We start from the raw sequence: 14,334 nt of genomic DNA, 5'->3' as shown, positions 1-14,334 counted from the left end.
ACACCGCGACTGATCGCAGCCCAGAACTTGACCCGGTCCTCACGCCACGCCACCGTCGGTCGACCCGGCGAAGGAATCTGACCCCGATACTCCCGAACCCGCTTCTGCCCCGGCCCACTGCCCATCGCTTCACCCTTCCGACAAGGTGTTGCGACGACCGGTTGAATCCGCCCAAGGCGGATCGCAATACACATCGAGGGCCTTCGCCGCAGCCTGCCGGGCCGCCGGCATTCGGCAGTCGATGAGCGCGGTCGGTAGCTCCGCCGACAACGCGGCCGCGGAGTCGTTCAACGCCACCTTCAAACGCGAAACCCTGCAAGGCCGCCGCGCCTTCACCGACGAACGCGAAGCGCGGCTGACCGCGTTCCGCTGGCTGCACCGCTACAACACCGTCCGGCGCCACTCCCGGCTCCGACAGCAATCCCCGATCACCTACGAGAAGAACACCCGGCCGGCACCGGCTACGCTGGGCCCCGCCGCAGAAACCCCGTGTCCAGGATCAGGGGTCAAGCCCCCTGGGGCTACCGCAGAATTCATGGCGAGCTGCGCCGGCTTGGCTACCGGGTCGGTGCCAGCACCGTCTGGGTCATCCTCAACCGGGCCGGGATCGATCCCGCTCCGAAGCGGTCGGAGGTGACCTGGCGGCAGTTCCTACGGGCCCAGGCGCAGGGCGTCCTGGCGGTGGACTTCTTCACCGTCGACACGGTGTTGCTGCGGCGGCTGTACGTGCTGTTCGCGGTCGAGGTGGGCAGCCGGCGGGTCCATGTGCTCGGCGTCACCGCACATCCCGGGGAGGAGTGGGTGGTCCAGCAGGCCTCGAACCTGCTGATGGACCCTGGCGAGCGAGCCGACCGGTTCCGGTTCCTGGTCCGGGATCGCGACACGAAGTTCACCGCCGTGTTCGACGCGGTCTTCGCCGCCGCAGGCATCAACGTCCTCAAGACTCGTGTGCCGCGAGTACGGCCTGCCCGCCGTCACCGGCACCGGCAGCGGCTCGACGACCATCCAGACCGGGCAGCGGATCCGCGTCGACGGCAACACCGGCCGGGTCGAGATCCTCGAGGGCTGATGGCCGTGACCTCCACGAGCGACGCCAACCGCACGTGCTCATCACCGGTGCGACCGGCGGTCTCGGCCGCAGCTTCGCCCTGGGCTTAGTCGCCGACTTGTCGCGGGCGTTTTCCGTCCACATACGACTGCTTTCGGAGGCGGTGGCGCCGCGCAACAGGGCAGAATCCGAATCACTCCTAGGAGGTGCGGTGACCTCAGCGACCACGTATCTGTTGCCGCCGCTGGCCGAACTTGGCGACCGGCAGGCCGTAAGGTTCGGCGAGCATGAACTGACCTACCGCGAGCTGGCCCGTGCCGCAGCAGCCGTCTCGGCCTCGCTGTCGTCACCACGCGGGCCGCGGTCTGGGCCACGCCGACGGTGGAGACGGTGGTGGCGGTCGTGGGCGCGCTCCTTGCTGGCGTACCGGTGGTGCCGCTCAATCCGCGAGCGGGGGAGCGGGAGCTGAATCGCATCCTGGACGATGCCGATCCCGAACTCGTCCCGATCTCTCCCAGGGTCGAAGCGCCGGCGGCGGTACGAGGCCGGCGCCGGCTTGAGGTCGACAACTCGGCCTCCGTATCCACTAATGCGCCCACCCCGATCCCCGAGCCGTCCGCGGAATCCCAGGCGGTCATCGTCTACACGTCAGGCACAACCGGCGCACCCAAAGGCATGGTGCTGCCCCACCGGGCCATCGCCAGTAACCTCGACGCGCTGGCGGCGGCGTGGCAGTGGACCGCAAAGGACGTCGTCGCCCACGGGCGTCAGCCCGACCTTGTGCCCCCGACCCGCTGCGGTCCACCGGGCCACGAACACCTCCTGGACCGGCGTACGCCACGTTCAGGTTGAGGTCCGTGGCCCGGCCGCTCAGCGGCGGCGCCGGTCGGGTTTGCTCTGCGCCATGCGTCAGCTCGTCGGCGAGCTCCTCGACCAACGCCGGAGCGGCGCTGCCGTTACGTCGTTTGCCCAGAGGCGCAAGCGTGGCTGGTGGCGACGATGCCGGCGATGATGTCGAGCTCCCCGGCGTCGCGCGGACCGAACAGCATGACCAGATGGTCGTGTGCCAGGGCTGCCCTTGCCGAAAACGGCATCCGCCCTGGTGGGAGCCTGTGGGGTTCCAAAATTCCCTCACCGATCTTGGTTCTTTGCCACGAGAACGCGCTGCTGCGCCGGCAGAACCACCGGCCGCGCGGCCCGCCCGGCCCTGCCCGGTGTGCGGCAGCGGCGCGGTGAGTGGCCGCGCCGCCGCCGCATACCTCGGGCCGGTTCAGTCCCAGGTGGCGTCGTCCCTGGCCGGGATCTGGTACTGCGTGCTGACCCGCGCCTTCGGGCCGAGCCACATGTCGATGGCCCCCGGCCCCTCCGGGTCGAACCAGCGGGGTGTCCAGGCCGCGTCGTCCTCGATCCGCCGTACGCCGTACGAGTATTCGTAGGTCAGTCCCTCGGGTCCCTTGAAGTACAGGAAGATCGCGGTCGACTGCGGGTGGCGTCCCGGCCCCTGCTCGATCTCGACGCCCTTCTCCTCCAGGAAGTGCCAGCTGCGCATCACGTCGTCGATGCTCTCGACCTGGAAGTTGATGTGGCACAGACCGGGCCGGTCCCCACGGAACACGGCCAGCTTGTGGTGGACTGGGTCGATGCGCATCAGGCACGCCGCGCCGGTGACCCAGTCGGAGACCTTGGCGTTGAAGTGGGTCGTCCAGAACCGGCCGGCCTCGTCGACGTCCGGTGCGTCCAGGCACATGTGGCCGAACTCGGTGATGCCGGCAGTGCGGTTGAACTTGACCGGCGTCGGCGTGGTGGTCTGGCCCACCACCAGGTCGACGCGGTTGCCGAACGGGTCCTCGAAGGCGAGGTACTCGTGGACGTGGCGCGACTTCGCTCCCTCCTTGGAGCCGCGCTTGACCGTCAGCCCGGCCCGCTCCAGTTCGGTCTCCGCGTCGCTCAACGCGTCCAGGTCACGCAGCGTGAAACCCGAGCTGATCACGCCGGACTCTCCCGCCACGAAGGCCAGGCAGTGATGCCGCTGGTCCGCGCGCAGGTACGCGATCCCGTCCGACTCCTCGACCAGTTCCAGGCCGACGATGTCGGTGGCGAAGTCGACCGCCGTGCGAAGGTCGGCCGCACCTGACCGCACGTAGGCGATGTCCTTGAGTTCGATCACGATTCCTCCTCGCGGCTGAGATGCAGCCAGATCCGGTGGAGAAGCTCGGGCGCGACGTCGCGCCACGACTGTTGTTCGTCCTCGCTCAGCGGAACCGGTGTCCCGCAGCCCGACGCGGTGGCGTTCATGACGGCGGAAGCCTCCAGCACCCACATGCGCGCAACCGCCTCGCCGATCGTGGCGCCGGTGGTCACCGCGCCGTTACCTCGCATGATCACCGCGGAAGCGGTGCCGAGGGTGCCGGCCAGGGCCTTGGCGCTGTCTTCGTCGCGCACCAGGCGGGGATTGGGGTGTACGGGGACCTCCGGCCCGAGGAACGAGCCCTGTCCGTGCAGCGGTCGGATCGGTACTCCGGCGCTCGCCAGGGCCGTCGCCGTGGGGGGCTGTGCGCGGCAGATCGCGCCGACGTTCGGGCGGGCGACTGCGACCGCGCGGTGGATCCATGCTTCCCGAGGTATGCCGGGGGCGAGGTCGGCGGCGTCGAGGTCGAGGGGCTGGACGGCGTGCGGGCGCATGGTGGCGAGCGGGACCGGTGCCGTGATCAGCAGGGTGTGCCCCGACGCGCGCGCCGACACGTGGCCGAAGGCGCTGACCAGCCCGTGCCGGGCGAGCGCGCGGCCGGCCGCGGCGAGTTGTTCGGCGAGGTCGTCGTCGGGCTTGGTCACCATTCCTCCGTCTCGCAGCACGGCCAAGGCGGCCGGGTCCCCCTAATCATGAGTATTCCTGTGTAGGAGGGTCAAGAGGTTGGCGGTCTCTCCGTCCTCGCTATGCTGTCCCGCATGTCCCTGCCGCACGCGCTGCTCGGGGTTCTGGACGCGAGGCCGATGAACGGGTACGCGCTGGCGCAGTTCTTCGCCGGGGCGCAGAACTGGATCTGGGCGGCGCCACAGAGCCAGGTTTACGGCGCCCTGAAGAAGCTCGAATCCGACGGGTTGATCGTCGGCACCGAGGCGGAGGGGCAGAACGGCCTCACCACCACCGTCTACTCCCTCACCCCCGAGGGTCGGACTGCGCTCGTCGAGTGGATCTCCACGCCGCACCCGCCGGCGCCTACCCGGGACGCCTTCGGGCTGCAGGCGCTGCACTTCGACTCGATCGACCCGCAGGCCGCGATCGCCGTGGTCGACGCGTACGTCGCGCACCAGCGCAAGCTCGTCGAGGAGTGGTCGCAGCACCGCGACGCCCTGGCCGCGATGGACACGCCGCTGTTACGCGAGCGGCTGAAGGATCGGGACCCGGCCGAACACGAACGGATCGCGCGCCTCAAGACGCACGTCTTCGACGGCCAGATCGCCCAGGCTCAGGCCCGCCTCGACTGGGCGCTGCGGGCCGTCGAACTGCTCGGCGACGACCCGCACGCCAACCGGGCCGGCCGGGCCGAAGCGGCCGACGGGCCGACGCCGGGCGGTGCCGCGACAGGCCATCGCCGCACCGAACTGCCGAACGAGCGGATGTCGCGGGCGCAGGCGGTGGCCCACCTGCTGAGCGACCTGATCGTCAGCAAGCAGGTCAGCCCGGGTGAGCGCCTGGGCACCAAGGAGGAGCTGCGCCAAAGGTACGGGGTGGCGGTCGGGACGCTGAACGAGACGATCCGGCTGCTGGAAACCCGCGGCCTGATCGAGACCCGGCCCGGACCGGGCGGCGGCATCTTCGTAGCGGCCCAGCCCGCCCACATCCGGCTCAGTCACCTCATCCTCGGTCTCGGGGCCGACGCGCTGTCGGTCGTGGACACCCTCGAGATCCGCAACGCACTCGAGACACCGATCGCGCTCAGCGCCATGCGCAACGCCCGAAGCCGCAACATCGCCCGCCTGGAGAAGTTGGTCGCGGCGATGGGCGAGTGCGCGGACAATCCGGCCGAATACCTGCGACGGAACTGGGATCTGCACCAGGCCATCGCCGAGTTGTCGACGAACCGGCTGCTGCGGACCATCTACATCTCCCTGCTGGGTGCCGCGCGGGAGGCGGTTCGCGAGGTCGTGCCGGATGACGAGTTCCGCGAATCCTGGCAGCGCAACCTGCAATCGCACATCGATCTGGTCGCGGCTATCGCCTCCGGCGACCCGCACCGGGTGGTGCAGGCTGTCGAGGCGCATACTCCCGTGTCGATGTCGCTGTCCGAGCCCGCCCTCGCCTGGTAGCGGCCCGGTCACGGCTGCGGGTACGAGGACGACCGCGGACCCAAAACACCCTCGGGCTATTGCTTGTAAACCACCTAATGAATATGGTGATTTCCTCGACGTTGCGAGGAGGTTACGTGTCCGCAACACCCCCTACGCGGCACGGCGGGGCCGGGAGCCCGGCTCGTGCGGCGATCCCGGGTGGCCGGCGAGACGAACCCACCGCCTGGGCCGGACCCGCGACGCTCCCGGTTCCGCCGGGCCCTGCCGCGGCCCCCGCGGCTGTCCGATCCTCTGTCCGGCAGGACCGTTCGCGGAGGTGGATCAGCCGCGGTCACATCCGGGGCGCCCTCGGGGTGCTCGTCACGCTGTGCCTGCTCCAGGTGCTCTCGTGGTCCGGTCTGATACCCACGACGATGCTCCCGTCGGCCGCGCAGGTGCTGGCGGACACGGTGGGTCTCTTCGGCAACACCGAGTTCCTCCTCGACGTGGTCGCCACGATGGAGGCCTGGGCCATCGGGCTGGCCATTGCCACGGCGATCGGTGTGCCGCTCGGCCTCGTGCTGGGGTCCCTCCGGGTGGCCTACGAGGTGTCGAGCGTCGTGGTCGAGTTCCTGCGCCCGATTCCCTCCGTGGCACTGATCCCGCTGGCCATCCTCCTGTTCGGGCAGGGCACCGAAATGAAGGCGTCCCTGGCGATCTACGCGTCCGTCTGGCCGATCTTCTTCAACACCCTCTACGGGGTCCGGGACGTCAACCCCATCTCGAAGGAGACCGCCCGGACCTTCCGGCTCACGCCCTTCGCCATCCTGCGCCGGGTGGCCTTGCCGCACGCGGCGCCCTTCATCCTCACCGGCGTCCGGATCTCGGCCGCCATCGCCCTGATCGTGACCATCAGCGCGGAGCTGCTTGCCGGGTCCAGCGCGGGGATCGGGGCCTACGTGCTGCGGATCAGCTCCGGTGGTGGCAGCACCTCGATGGTGTTCGCGGGCACCGTCGTCGCCGGGGTTCTCGGCGTGCTCGTGAACTCCGTCCTGCAGGCGGCCGAGCGCCGCCTGTTCCCTTGGAAGCACGTGGAGAAGGCGGCATGAGCGAGCGCAGCGAGCGAATCGTCGGGTTCAGTGCGGTGGAGTCTCATGGCGCTGCGGAGCGAAGCGGAGCGGCGGCATGAGCGCTGGGACGCGGGCCGACACCTCCGGGACATCGATCGCCGTACGGTCGACGAAGTACCTGTCCCGTATCGCCCTCCGGTGGGTCGTGCTGGTCGCGCTCATCGGGAGTTGGCAGTTGGCGACCGTCAACCTCAGTTCGCCGTACTGGGTCCCGCCCTTCACCATTATCCGGCGGGTGGCGGAGCTGTGGCTGACGAGCGGGGAGGGGATCCTCAGCACGAGCATGGCGCAGGACGTGCTTCCCAGCCTCGCCCGGATGCTCGGCGGATTCCTGCTCGCGATGGTCCTCGCGATCGTCGTCGGTGTCGCGATCGGGCTCAGTGACGCCTTCGGCGACTACGTCGACCCGATCCTGCAGTTCCTGCGGGCGGCCCCGCCACCGGCGCTGATCCCGGTGTTCCTGGTGGTCTTCGGCACCGGCGACCAGACGCGCGTCTCTCTGATCGCCTTCGGCGCCGCGTGGCCCATCCTGTTGAACACGATCGAAGGGGTCCGCTCGATCGAGTCGATCAAGTACGAGACGAGCGCCGTCTTCCGCATACCGCTGCGGCTGCGGCTGACGCACATCGTCCTCCCGGGCGCGGCCTCGAAGATCCTCGCGGGAATTCGGACCAGCCTTTCAATCGGTCTGATCCTCATGGTGATCTCCGAGATGGTCGCCAGCTCCAGCGGAATCGGGTTCCGGATCGTGCAGGCCCAGCGGTCCTTCGCCCTGGTCGACATGTGGGCGGGCATCCTGCTGCTGGCGATCCTCGGCTATCTGCTCAACCAGGTTCTCACCGTCGTCGAACGGCGCATCTTGCGCTGGCACCGGCTCGCCGGACACGAGACCTCCTGACCCGGAAGGCACCGCCATGCTCGTCGTCGAAAACCTCTCGCACGCCTACGGGACGGGGACGCACCGCCACCTGGCGTTGAAGGACATCAGCTTCAGCGTCAACGAAGGTGAACTCGTCTCCATCGTCGGACCATCCGGCTGCGGTAAGACCACCCTGCTGCGCGCGATGGCGGGTCTGATGCCCCCCACCGGTGGGCAGATTCGGTTCCTCGGTGAACCGATCACCGGCGTCCCGGGCGGCCTGGCGATGGTGTTCCAGGACTACCGCGGTTCGCTTTTCCCCTGGCTGACCGTCGGGGACAACGTGCGCTTCCCCCTACACACCGCCAAACTCGGCAAGGCCGAGGTCGCCGAGCGGGTCGGTGAGTCGTTGGCCGCCGTCGGCCTGACCAACTTCGAGGGAAGGTATCCGACCCAGTTGTCTGGCGGCATGCAGCAACGCGCGGCGATCGCGCGGGCGCTCGCGTACCGTCCGAAGATCCTCCTGATGGACGAGCCGTTCGCCTCGGTGGACGCACAGACCCGCGAGGACCTCGAGGACCTGGTGCTGCAGGTGCGCGACCGGTTCAACATGACCATCCTGTTCGTCACCCACGACATCGATGAGAGCGTCTACCTGGCCGACCGGGTGGTCGTCCTCTCCAAGCCACCGACGTACGTGCTGACCACCCTGGACATCGACCTGCCGCGGCCCCGCGACCAGATCATGACCAAGGAACTGCCCGAATTCATCCACCTGCGCAGCGATGTCGCCCGTCTGATCCGCCGGCCGGACACCAGCGAACTCGCGGTCACGTCCTAGGAAGCGTCGCCGCCCGGCCGAGTGCTGCCGCAGGCCGGCGACTAACCAAAACGGCTATATCCAATATCTTCATTGCCCCTCGTGAGGAGAGAGACGTGCGTAATCAAGCTCTGCAACGCCCCCTGCTGGGCGCCCTGGCCTCCGTCGCCTTGCTGACCACGGTCGCCGCCTGCGGCGGTGCCGACGCCGGCACCGCCGCCAAGGCCGACGGCAAGCTCGAGACGACAAACCTGAAGGTCGGGATCGTCCCCGTCATCGACCACGCCGCCGTGTTCATCGCGAACCAACAGGGCTTCTTCAAGGAGGAGGGGCTCACGGTGGAGACCCAGGCGGTGCAGGGCGGCGCCGCTGCCGTGCCGGCCCTGATGTCCGGAGACCTGCAGGCCGCCTTCGCGACGTACCCCTCGTTCCTGTTGGCCGAGAGTCAGAACCTCGGGGTGACCATCGTGGCCGAGGGGGTCCGGGCCACCGAGACCACCGGCGGTGTGTACGTGGCGGCCACCTCATCCATCAAGGACGCCGCCGGCCTCGCGGGCAAGACCATCGCTGTCAACACCCTGAACAACACCGGCGACATCACCATCAAGGCCGTCCTTAAGGAGCAGGGGGTCGACCCGGGCACGGTGAAGTTCATCGAGCTGCCCTTTCCCGACATGAAGCCCGCGCTGGACAAGGGCAGCGTCGACGCGGCCTGGCTGGTCGAGCCCTTCCGCACCGCCGTCGCGGGCGCCGGCGGCCGCATGGTGCTCAAGTCGTACTCGGGCGTGGCCGAGGGAATCCCGGTTTCCGGACTCGGCATGTCCGATGCGTTCGTCGCCAAGAACCCGGACACCGCGGCGGCGTTCGGGCGCGCGGTCGAAAAGGCCAACGCCTACATCGCGGCCGACCCCGAACGTGCCCGGCAGATCGTCACCACCTACTCCCAGACCAAGCCGGAGCAGGCCGCCGCGATGGAGTTGCCGAAGTGGACCGCGGGCAAGCCCGACGTCGACCAACTCACGCGGTGGAACGACCTGATGGTCCAGACCGGTGCCCTCACGAAGCCGGTGGACGTCGCCGCCATGGTGCTGGGCAAGTAGGGAAGAGCATGGATGCTGCTGAGCGCCGCGCCGCGGCCGAATCGCTGCTGGGCGCCTACCGCGGCCAGCCCATCGGCCCACTGACCCAGACGTACCGTGGCATCACGCCGGAGGACGCCTACGTCATCCAGCAACTGCAGGTCGAGCGGTGGAAGGCGGACGGACGTGTCATCAAGGGGCACAAGGTGGGTCTCACCGCCCGGGTGATGCAACGCCAACTCGGCGTCGACCAGCCGGACTACGGCCATCTGATGGACAACATGATCGTGCTGGAGGGTCAGCCCCTGCGGATGTCCGACTTCGTCTCGCCGAAGGTGGAGCCGGAGATCGCCTTCGTACTGGGGTCGAGCGTGGTCGGGCCGGGCGTCACCGTCCCCGACGCGATCAGCGCGGTCGACTATGTCCTACCCGCTCTGGAGATCATCGACTCCAGGATCGCGGACTGGCGCATCACACTGGCCGACACTATCGCGGACAACGCCTCCTCGGGGGCGGTGGTCCTCGGCAGCCGTCCGGTTCGGCTCGGTGACCTCGACCTGCGGCTCACCGGATGCGTGCTGTCGGTGGACGGTCAGGTGGTGGGCACCGGTGCCGGCGGCGCCGTGCTCGGTTCTCCGATCCACGCCCTGGCCTGGCTGGCCAACACCCTCGGCCGGCTCGGCGTCGGGCTGGAGGCCGGGCAGGTCGTCATACCCGGTTCCCTGACCGCGGCGCACCCGTTGGCGCCCGGCTCGGTCGTCACGGCCACCTTCGCCCACCTCGGCACCCTCACCACCCGGATGGAGCGTGTGGCCCAGTGACCAGAACCGTCCCCGCAACCACCGGCGGTCCCGGCAACATGAGGCAGTGGACGGTCGACCGAGTGGTCGATGAGCTGTCTGCCGCGGAGGCGGAGCGCCGCGACCGCGGGCCGATCACCGACGAGTATCCCGACTTCGACCTCGCCACGGCCTACCTCGCCCAGGACAGGCTGATCGAGCGGAAGGTGGCGTCGGGCGAGACGATCATCGGCGTCAAGCTCGGCCTGACCTCGCGGGCCAAGCAGACGCGGATGGGCATCGACGCGCCGCTGACGGCCTGGCTCACCGACGCGATGGTGCTGCCGGCGGGTGAGCCGGCACCGATGGCGCGCCTCATCCACCCCCGCGTCGAACCGGAGATCGTGTTCGTGCTCGGCGAAGATCTCGCCGGGCCGGGGGTCACGGCCGCGCGGGCGATGCAGGCCGTCGAGTACGTGTACGGCGGCTACGAGGTCATCGACTCGCGCTACCAGGACTTCAAGTTCAAGCTGCCGGACGTGGTCGCCGACAACGCCTCCGCCGGCCGCTTCGGGATCGGCCCGGTCGCGCGGTCCCCGCACGACATCGACCTCGCTGTCGAGGCATGTCTGCTCGACGTCGACGGCGAGATCGTGGACACCGCCACCGGCGCGGCCGTCCAGGGCCATCCGGCCGAAGCCCTCGCCCTCGCCGCGAACGGCCTCGGCCGCCGCGGGCACCGCCTCAAGGCCGGCTGGATCGTGCTCACCGGGGGCATGACCGACGCCGTTTTCCTGAATCCCGGGAGCACCGTCTCGGTGCACTTCACCAACCTCGGCAGCACCAGCGTCTCAGGAGGATGAGCCGTGCCTCTCGTCGAAGTCACCCTCACCGCAGGGCGTGACCCCGCGCGTCTGCGTGAACTCATCCACCGGGTACACGAGGCGGTCGAAACCTCGCTCGGCGCCAATTCGCAGCAGATCCGGGTGATCGTGCGCGAGGTGCCCCGAAGCCTGTGGGCCGCCGGCGACCAGACCCTCGCCGAGCGCGACGCCGCCCAGGCGGACCTCAACAACCGGGCCGACGCATCGCCGCAGTCGGCCGAACAGGGACCAGAGCAGGAAGGACGCTGACGTGGAGACGTTCGGCCACATCATCGACGGCGAGGAGGTCCTGTCCCGATCCGGGGAGACCTTCGACAGCGTCGACCCCTACACAGGGCAGGCGTGGGCACGGTTTCCGCTCGGTGGGGCGGCAGAGGCCGCTCTCGCCGTTGCCGCCGCCCGTCGCGCGTTCAACGACGGACGTTGGTCAGGACTCGGCCGCGGACGGCGACGGTCGATCCTGCACCGCTTCGCGGACCTGATCCTCGAACACGCCGACGAACTCGCGCTGGCCGACACCCGCGACATGGGTAAGCCGATCACGCAGAGCCGGGGCAACGACGTCCCCCGCACCGCCGACAACATCCGGTTCTTCGCGGACCACGCCCTGATCGCGGCGGCCGAGACACTACCGATGGACTCCGGGCACCACGCCTACACCCGGTACGAGCCGGCCGGTGTGGTCGCGGCCATCGCGCCGTGGAACTTCCCGATGATGCTGGAGAGCTGGAAGGTCGCGCCGGCGTTGGCCTGGGGCAACACCGTCGTGCTCAAGCCGGCCGAGGACACCCCGGCGTCCGCCACGATCCTGGCGCGGCTCGCGCTTGAGGCGGGGATTCCGCCGGGCGTCTTCAACGTCGTACACGGATTCGGCCCGGACTCCGCCGGCGCGGCCCTCACCGCGCACCCGGACGTCGACCGCATCACGTTCACGGGCGAGTCCGCCACCGGCCGCATCATCAGTGCCGCCGCGGCGAAGAACCTGACCCCGGTAAGCCTCGAACTCGGCGGCAAGGGCGCCAACGTCGTCTTCGCCGACGCCGACATCGACAACGCGGTGAGCTGGTCGATCAGGGCGATATTCACCAACGCCGGGCAGGTCTGCCTCGCCGGCTCACGGCTGTACGTCCACCGCTCCATCCAGGACGAGTTCGTGGCACGCTTCGTGAAGGCGGCCCAGGCAATGGTCGTGGGTGACCCCCAGGACGAGCGGACCCAGGTGGGGCCGCTGTCCTCGAAAACCCACTACGACAAGGTCCGCACGTACTTCGACTCGATCGAGTCGGTGGGCGGCACTCTCCTCACCGGCGCGGTCGGGGACGGCCTGTTCATCCATCCGACGGTGGTCACGGACATTCCGGCGGACGCCCCGCACCAGTGCGAGGAGATCTTCGGGCCGATCGTGACGGTCACGCCGTTCGACACCGAGGACGAGGTCGTCGGCCTGGTCAACGACTCGCCGTTCGGGCTCAACGCCATGCTGTTCAGCGAGAACCTCTCGCGCGCCCACCGCGTGGCGGCCAGACTGAACGTGGGGACCGTCTGGGTGAACTGTTTCTTCATCCGCGACCTGAGGGCGCCGTTCGGCGGCGTCGGCGCCTCCGGGGTCGGCCGTGAAGGCGGGTCCTTCAGCCGGGAGTTCTTCACCGAGCCCAAGGCCGTCGTGATGCAGATCGACCAGACGGCGGACTAGCCGGAGTACGCGAGCGGCCATGCTGCTCCGGCGTCGCCGTCCCGTCGGCGGCTGGCGCCGGAGCAGCATGGCCGCCCCAACCGGGGCGCGGCGGTGCGATCGCCCGGGCCGTCCGGCTGGAGAGATGGAAAGGAAGCCCTGTGGAATTGCGGATGGCAGGTCGTCGCGCCGTCGTCACGGGATCGGGCGCCGGCATCGGGCGGGCTGTCGTCGAGGCTCTCGCCTCGGAAGGGGTGCAGGTCCTCGCCGCCGAACTCGACGTGGCAGCCTGCGCGGAACTGGACGAGTTGCCCGGAGTTCACGCCACACAGGTCGACCTCGGCCAACCGGGCTGCGGCGACCTCATCGCCGAACGCGCCGCTGCGTTGCTCGGCGGGATCGACATCCTCGTCAACAACGTCGGCATCGCCCCGGCCAGAAGGAGCTTTCTCGATGTCGACGACGACTCCTGGCGCCGTACCTTCGACATCAACCTGATGAGCGTCGTGCGGACCGTCCGGGCGGCCGTCCCGTTGCTGCGCGCCTCCGCCCGGGCGTCGATCGTCAACGTGGCATCCACCTCCGGGCGCTACCCGGAGCCGATGCTGGTGGACTATGCGGCGAGCAAGGCCGCCGTGCTCTCGCTGACAGGGGCACTGGCCACCGAGTACGGGCCGGAGGGGATCCGGGTGAACGCGGTGGCGCCCGGCCCCACCCGAACCCCCCTGTGGGACAAGCCGGGGGGCTTCGTCGACGCCTTGGCCGAGCGCCACCGCCTCCCGCGCGAGGATGCGGTAACGCACCACGTGCGCGACGTACGGCAGATGGCCCTGGGCAAGCCGGGCACGGCGCACGACGTGGCGGACGCGATCGTCTTCCTCGCCTCCGACCGGACCAGCCACATCACGGGTACGGTCCTGGCCGTACACGGTGGCATGGCTACCCATCTGATGTGATGGCTTCGCCCCTGTACAGTGCCAGAAATCGGCGCACGCGCAGCCGACCGCGGCTGGACCTACAGCAGGCCCGCAATCTGGTGATGGACCTCGGCGACCAGATCATGGTGTTCCGACTGGCAACGCCCACATCAGAGTCTTGCCCAGCATCCACCGAACCATGATCCGAGCGTCGTCATCGCGATCGACACCCGAATACGGCGACGACGGATTCTTGGCGGCGGGCACTGAGCCGGTACCCCAACCGGCACCCCCATCACCGCCGGCGAGCTGCTGGCCAGCTACGTCGAGCTGTCGATGCCCGCCACCCGAGACAGATCAGCCAGCTCGCCGATGCCAACCCCTGCCCCCTGGAGCGCGACGTCCTGCGTTCCCTGGCCGACGACTCACCTTCGTCCAGGACCGGCTCTGGGCCGACCGGGCTGACGTCATCGACCTCGTGCAGCGCGTTGCCTTCTTCTACGTCGGTGGAGATGGACGGCGCATGCCCACGGCCGTACATGACAACTGCGTGCGGATCTATGCCGACGCCCGGGGTGTCAGCAGTGACGAGGCCAAGTCCTGGATGAGCGACATCGAGCGGCAGCACGGACCCTACGTCGCCGACGTGCTCGCCTGACGTGGCGGGCACCTGCGTCGCCCCGTGCAGCGGCCGCCCGCGTACCCGCGGGACGCGGAGCGTCGCTGCGGCGGATCAGCGGGGGGAACAGGGCGCTCCCCGTGCCCGCCGGTGCGTGACCTCCTCGGCCGCGACGACGACAGCGCCGCCTACGGGATCCAGCGCGTACTCGCCGACGCGTGGCTCCGACGGCGGCCTTGTCGTCGGGCGCAAGTTCGG

General features: G+C 69.3%; 15 protein-coding genes and 1 pseudogene. 14 read left to right on the top strand and 2 right to left on the bottom strand.

Features of this window, described 5'->3' with window-relative positions:
• Positions 1-145: 145 nt before the first annotated feature.
• From DKL51_RS37530 to DKL51_RS20485, 3 genes and pseudogenes are all read left to right on the top strand, one after another.
• A pseudogene (locus tag DKL51_RS37530) lies at positions 146-415 on the top strand (integrase core domain-containing protein); the annotation flags it as partial.
• Between the two features lie 74 nt (positions 416-489).
• On the top strand, positions 490-1,158 hold the full coding sequence (locus DKL51_RS37525) for a hypothetical protein (RefSeq protein ID WP_260428594.1): 669 nt from the start codon (positions 490-492) through the stop codon (positions 1,156-1,158).
• Positions 1,159-1,438: 280 nt separating this feature from the next.
• On the top strand, positions 1,439-1,900 hold the full coding sequence (locus DKL51_RS20485) for an AMP-binding protein (RefSeq protein ID WP_185734859.1): 462 nt from the start codon (positions 1,439-1,441) through the stop codon (positions 1,898-1,900).
• Between the two features lie 418 nt (positions 1,901-2,318).
• Here the strand turns inward: DKL51_RS20485 and DKL51_RS20480 are convergent, their stop codons facing one another.
• A complete protein-coding gene (locus DKL51_RS20480; protein WP_109966289.1) occupies positions 2,319-3,215 on the bottom strand; it encodes a VOC family protein in 897 nt (298 codons plus the stop codon).
• Entirely contained in the window at positions 3,212-3,880 is a 669-nt protein-coding gene (locus DKL51_RS20475) for a class II aldolase/adducin family protein (protein ID WP_207786376.1), read from the bottom strand. Before DKL51_RS20475 ends, DKL51_RS20480 begins: the two co-directional genes overlap by 4 nt.
• Positions 3,881-3,994: 114 nt before the next feature.
• Here DKL51_RS20475 and DKL51_RS20470 point away from each other — a divergent pair, with 114 nt between their 5' ends.
• The 11 genes from DKL51_RS20470 (at position 3,995) to DKL51_RS36505 (ending at position 14,115) form a co-directional block, all read left to right on the top strand.
• Positions 3,995-5,356, top strand: a complete 1,362-nt coding sequence (locus DKL51_RS20470) for an FCD domain-containing protein (protein ID WP_207786375.1) — start codon at positions 3,995-3,997, stop codon at positions 5,354-5,356.
• A 335-nt stretch (positions 5,357-5,691) separates the two neighbouring features.
• Positions 5,692-6,426 (top strand): ABC transporter permease, encoded by a 735-nt coding sequence (locus tag DKL51_RS20465; protein ID WP_207786374.1) that lies wholly within the window; start codon positions 5,692-5,694, stop codon positions 6,424-6,426.
• Positions 6,427-6,502: 76 nt separating this feature from the next.
• The gene (locus tag DKL51_RS20460; protein WP_124812374.1) at positions 6,503-7,345 is read left to right on the top strand and encodes an ABC transporter permease; all 843 of its coding nucleotides are present in this window, start codon (positions 6,503-6,505) and stop codon (positions 7,343-7,345) included.
• A gap of 16 nt (positions 7,346-7,361) precedes the next feature.
• A complete protein-coding gene (locus tag DKL51_RS20455; protein WP_109966285.1) occupies positions 7,362-8,147 on the top strand; it encodes an ABC transporter ATP-binding protein in 786 nt (261 codons plus the stop codon).
• Positions 8,148-8,242: 95 nt separating this feature from the next.
• Positions 8,243-9,226 (top strand): ABC transporter substrate-binding protein, encoded by a 984-nt coding sequence (locus tag DKL51_RS20450; RefSeq protein WP_165824587.1) that lies wholly within the window; start codon positions 8,243-8,245, stop codon positions 9,224-9,226.
• Between the two features lie 8 nt (positions 9,227-9,234).
• Positions 9,235-10,026: a 2-keto-4-pentenoate hydratase gene (locus tag DKL51_RS20445; RefSeq protein WP_109966283.1), complete on the top strand. Its 792-nt coding sequence runs from the start codon at positions 9,235-9,237 to the stop codon at positions 10,024-10,026.
• 62 nt (positions 10,027-10,088) lie between these two features.
• Positions 10,089-10,847, top strand: a complete 759-nt coding sequence (locus tag DKL51_RS20440) for a 2-keto-4-pentenoate hydratase (RefSeq protein WP_207786373.1) — start codon at positions 10,089-10,091, stop codon at positions 10,845-10,847.
• A gap of 3 nt (positions 10,848-10,850) precedes the next feature.
• Positions 10,851-11,117 carry a tautomerase family protein gene (locus DKL51_RS20435; protein WP_109966282.1) on the top strand — a complete coding sequence of 89 codons (267 nt, stop codon included), beginning with the start codon at positions 10,851-10,853 and terminating at the stop codon, positions 11,115-11,117.
• A gap of 1 nt (position 11,118) precedes the next feature.
• Entirely contained in the window at positions 11,119-12,561 is a 1,443-nt protein-coding gene (locus tag DKL51_RS20430) for an aldehyde dehydrogenase (protein ID WP_109966281.1), read from the top strand.
• A 152-nt stretch (positions 12,562-12,713) separates the two neighbouring features.
• Positions 12,714-13,496 carry an SDR family NAD(P)-dependent oxidoreductase gene (locus DKL51_RS20425; protein WP_109966280.1) on the top strand — a complete coding sequence of 261 codons (783 nt, stop codon included), beginning with the start codon at positions 12,714-12,716 and terminating at the stop codon, positions 13,494-13,496.
• A 484-nt stretch (positions 13,497-13,980) separates the two neighbouring features.
• Positions 13,981-14,115, top strand: a complete 135-nt coding sequence (locus DKL51_RS36505) for a hypothetical protein (RefSeq protein WP_260428593.1) — start codon at positions 13,981-13,983, stop codon at positions 14,113-14,115.
• The last annotated feature ends 219 nt before the right edge of the window (positions 14,116-14,334 follow it).

Source organism: Micromonospora globispora, assembly GCF_003857015.1.
Classification (GTDB): domain Bacteria; phylum Actinomycetota; class Actinomycetes; order Mycobacteriales; family Micromonosporaceae; genus Micromonospora; species Micromonospora globispora.
The sequence above is the reverse complement of the archived record's forward strand: the minus strand, read 5'-3'. Positions and strand labels throughout refer to the sequence as shown.

Excerpts from the sequence above, each read along its gene's own strand:
- DKL51_RS20425 (WP_109966280.1), top strand. The coding sequence starts at position 12,714 with ATGGCAGGTCGTCGCGCCGTCGTCACGGGATCGGGCGCCGGCATCGGG.
- DKL51_RS20445 (WP_109966283.1), top strand. The coding sequence starts at position 9,235 with ATGGATGCTGCTGAGCGCCGCGCCGCGGCCGAATCGCTGCTGGGCGCC.
- DKL51_RS36505 (WP_260428593.1), top strand. The coding sequence starts at position 13,981 with ATGCCCACGGCCGTACATGACAACTGCGTGCGGATCTATGCCGACGCC.
- DKL51_RS20455 (WP_109966285.1), top strand. The coding sequence starts at position 7,362 with ATGCTCGTCGTCGAAAACCTCTCGCACGCCTACGGGACGGGGACGCAC.
- DKL51_RS20460 (WP_124812374.1), top strand. The coding sequence starts at position 6,503 with ATGAGCGCTGGGACGCGGGCCGACACCTCCGGGACATCGATCGCCGTA.
- DKL51_RS20470 (WP_207786375.1), top strand. The coding sequence starts at position 3,995 with ATGTCCCTGCCGCACGCGCTGCTCGGGGTTCTGGACGCGAGGCCGATG.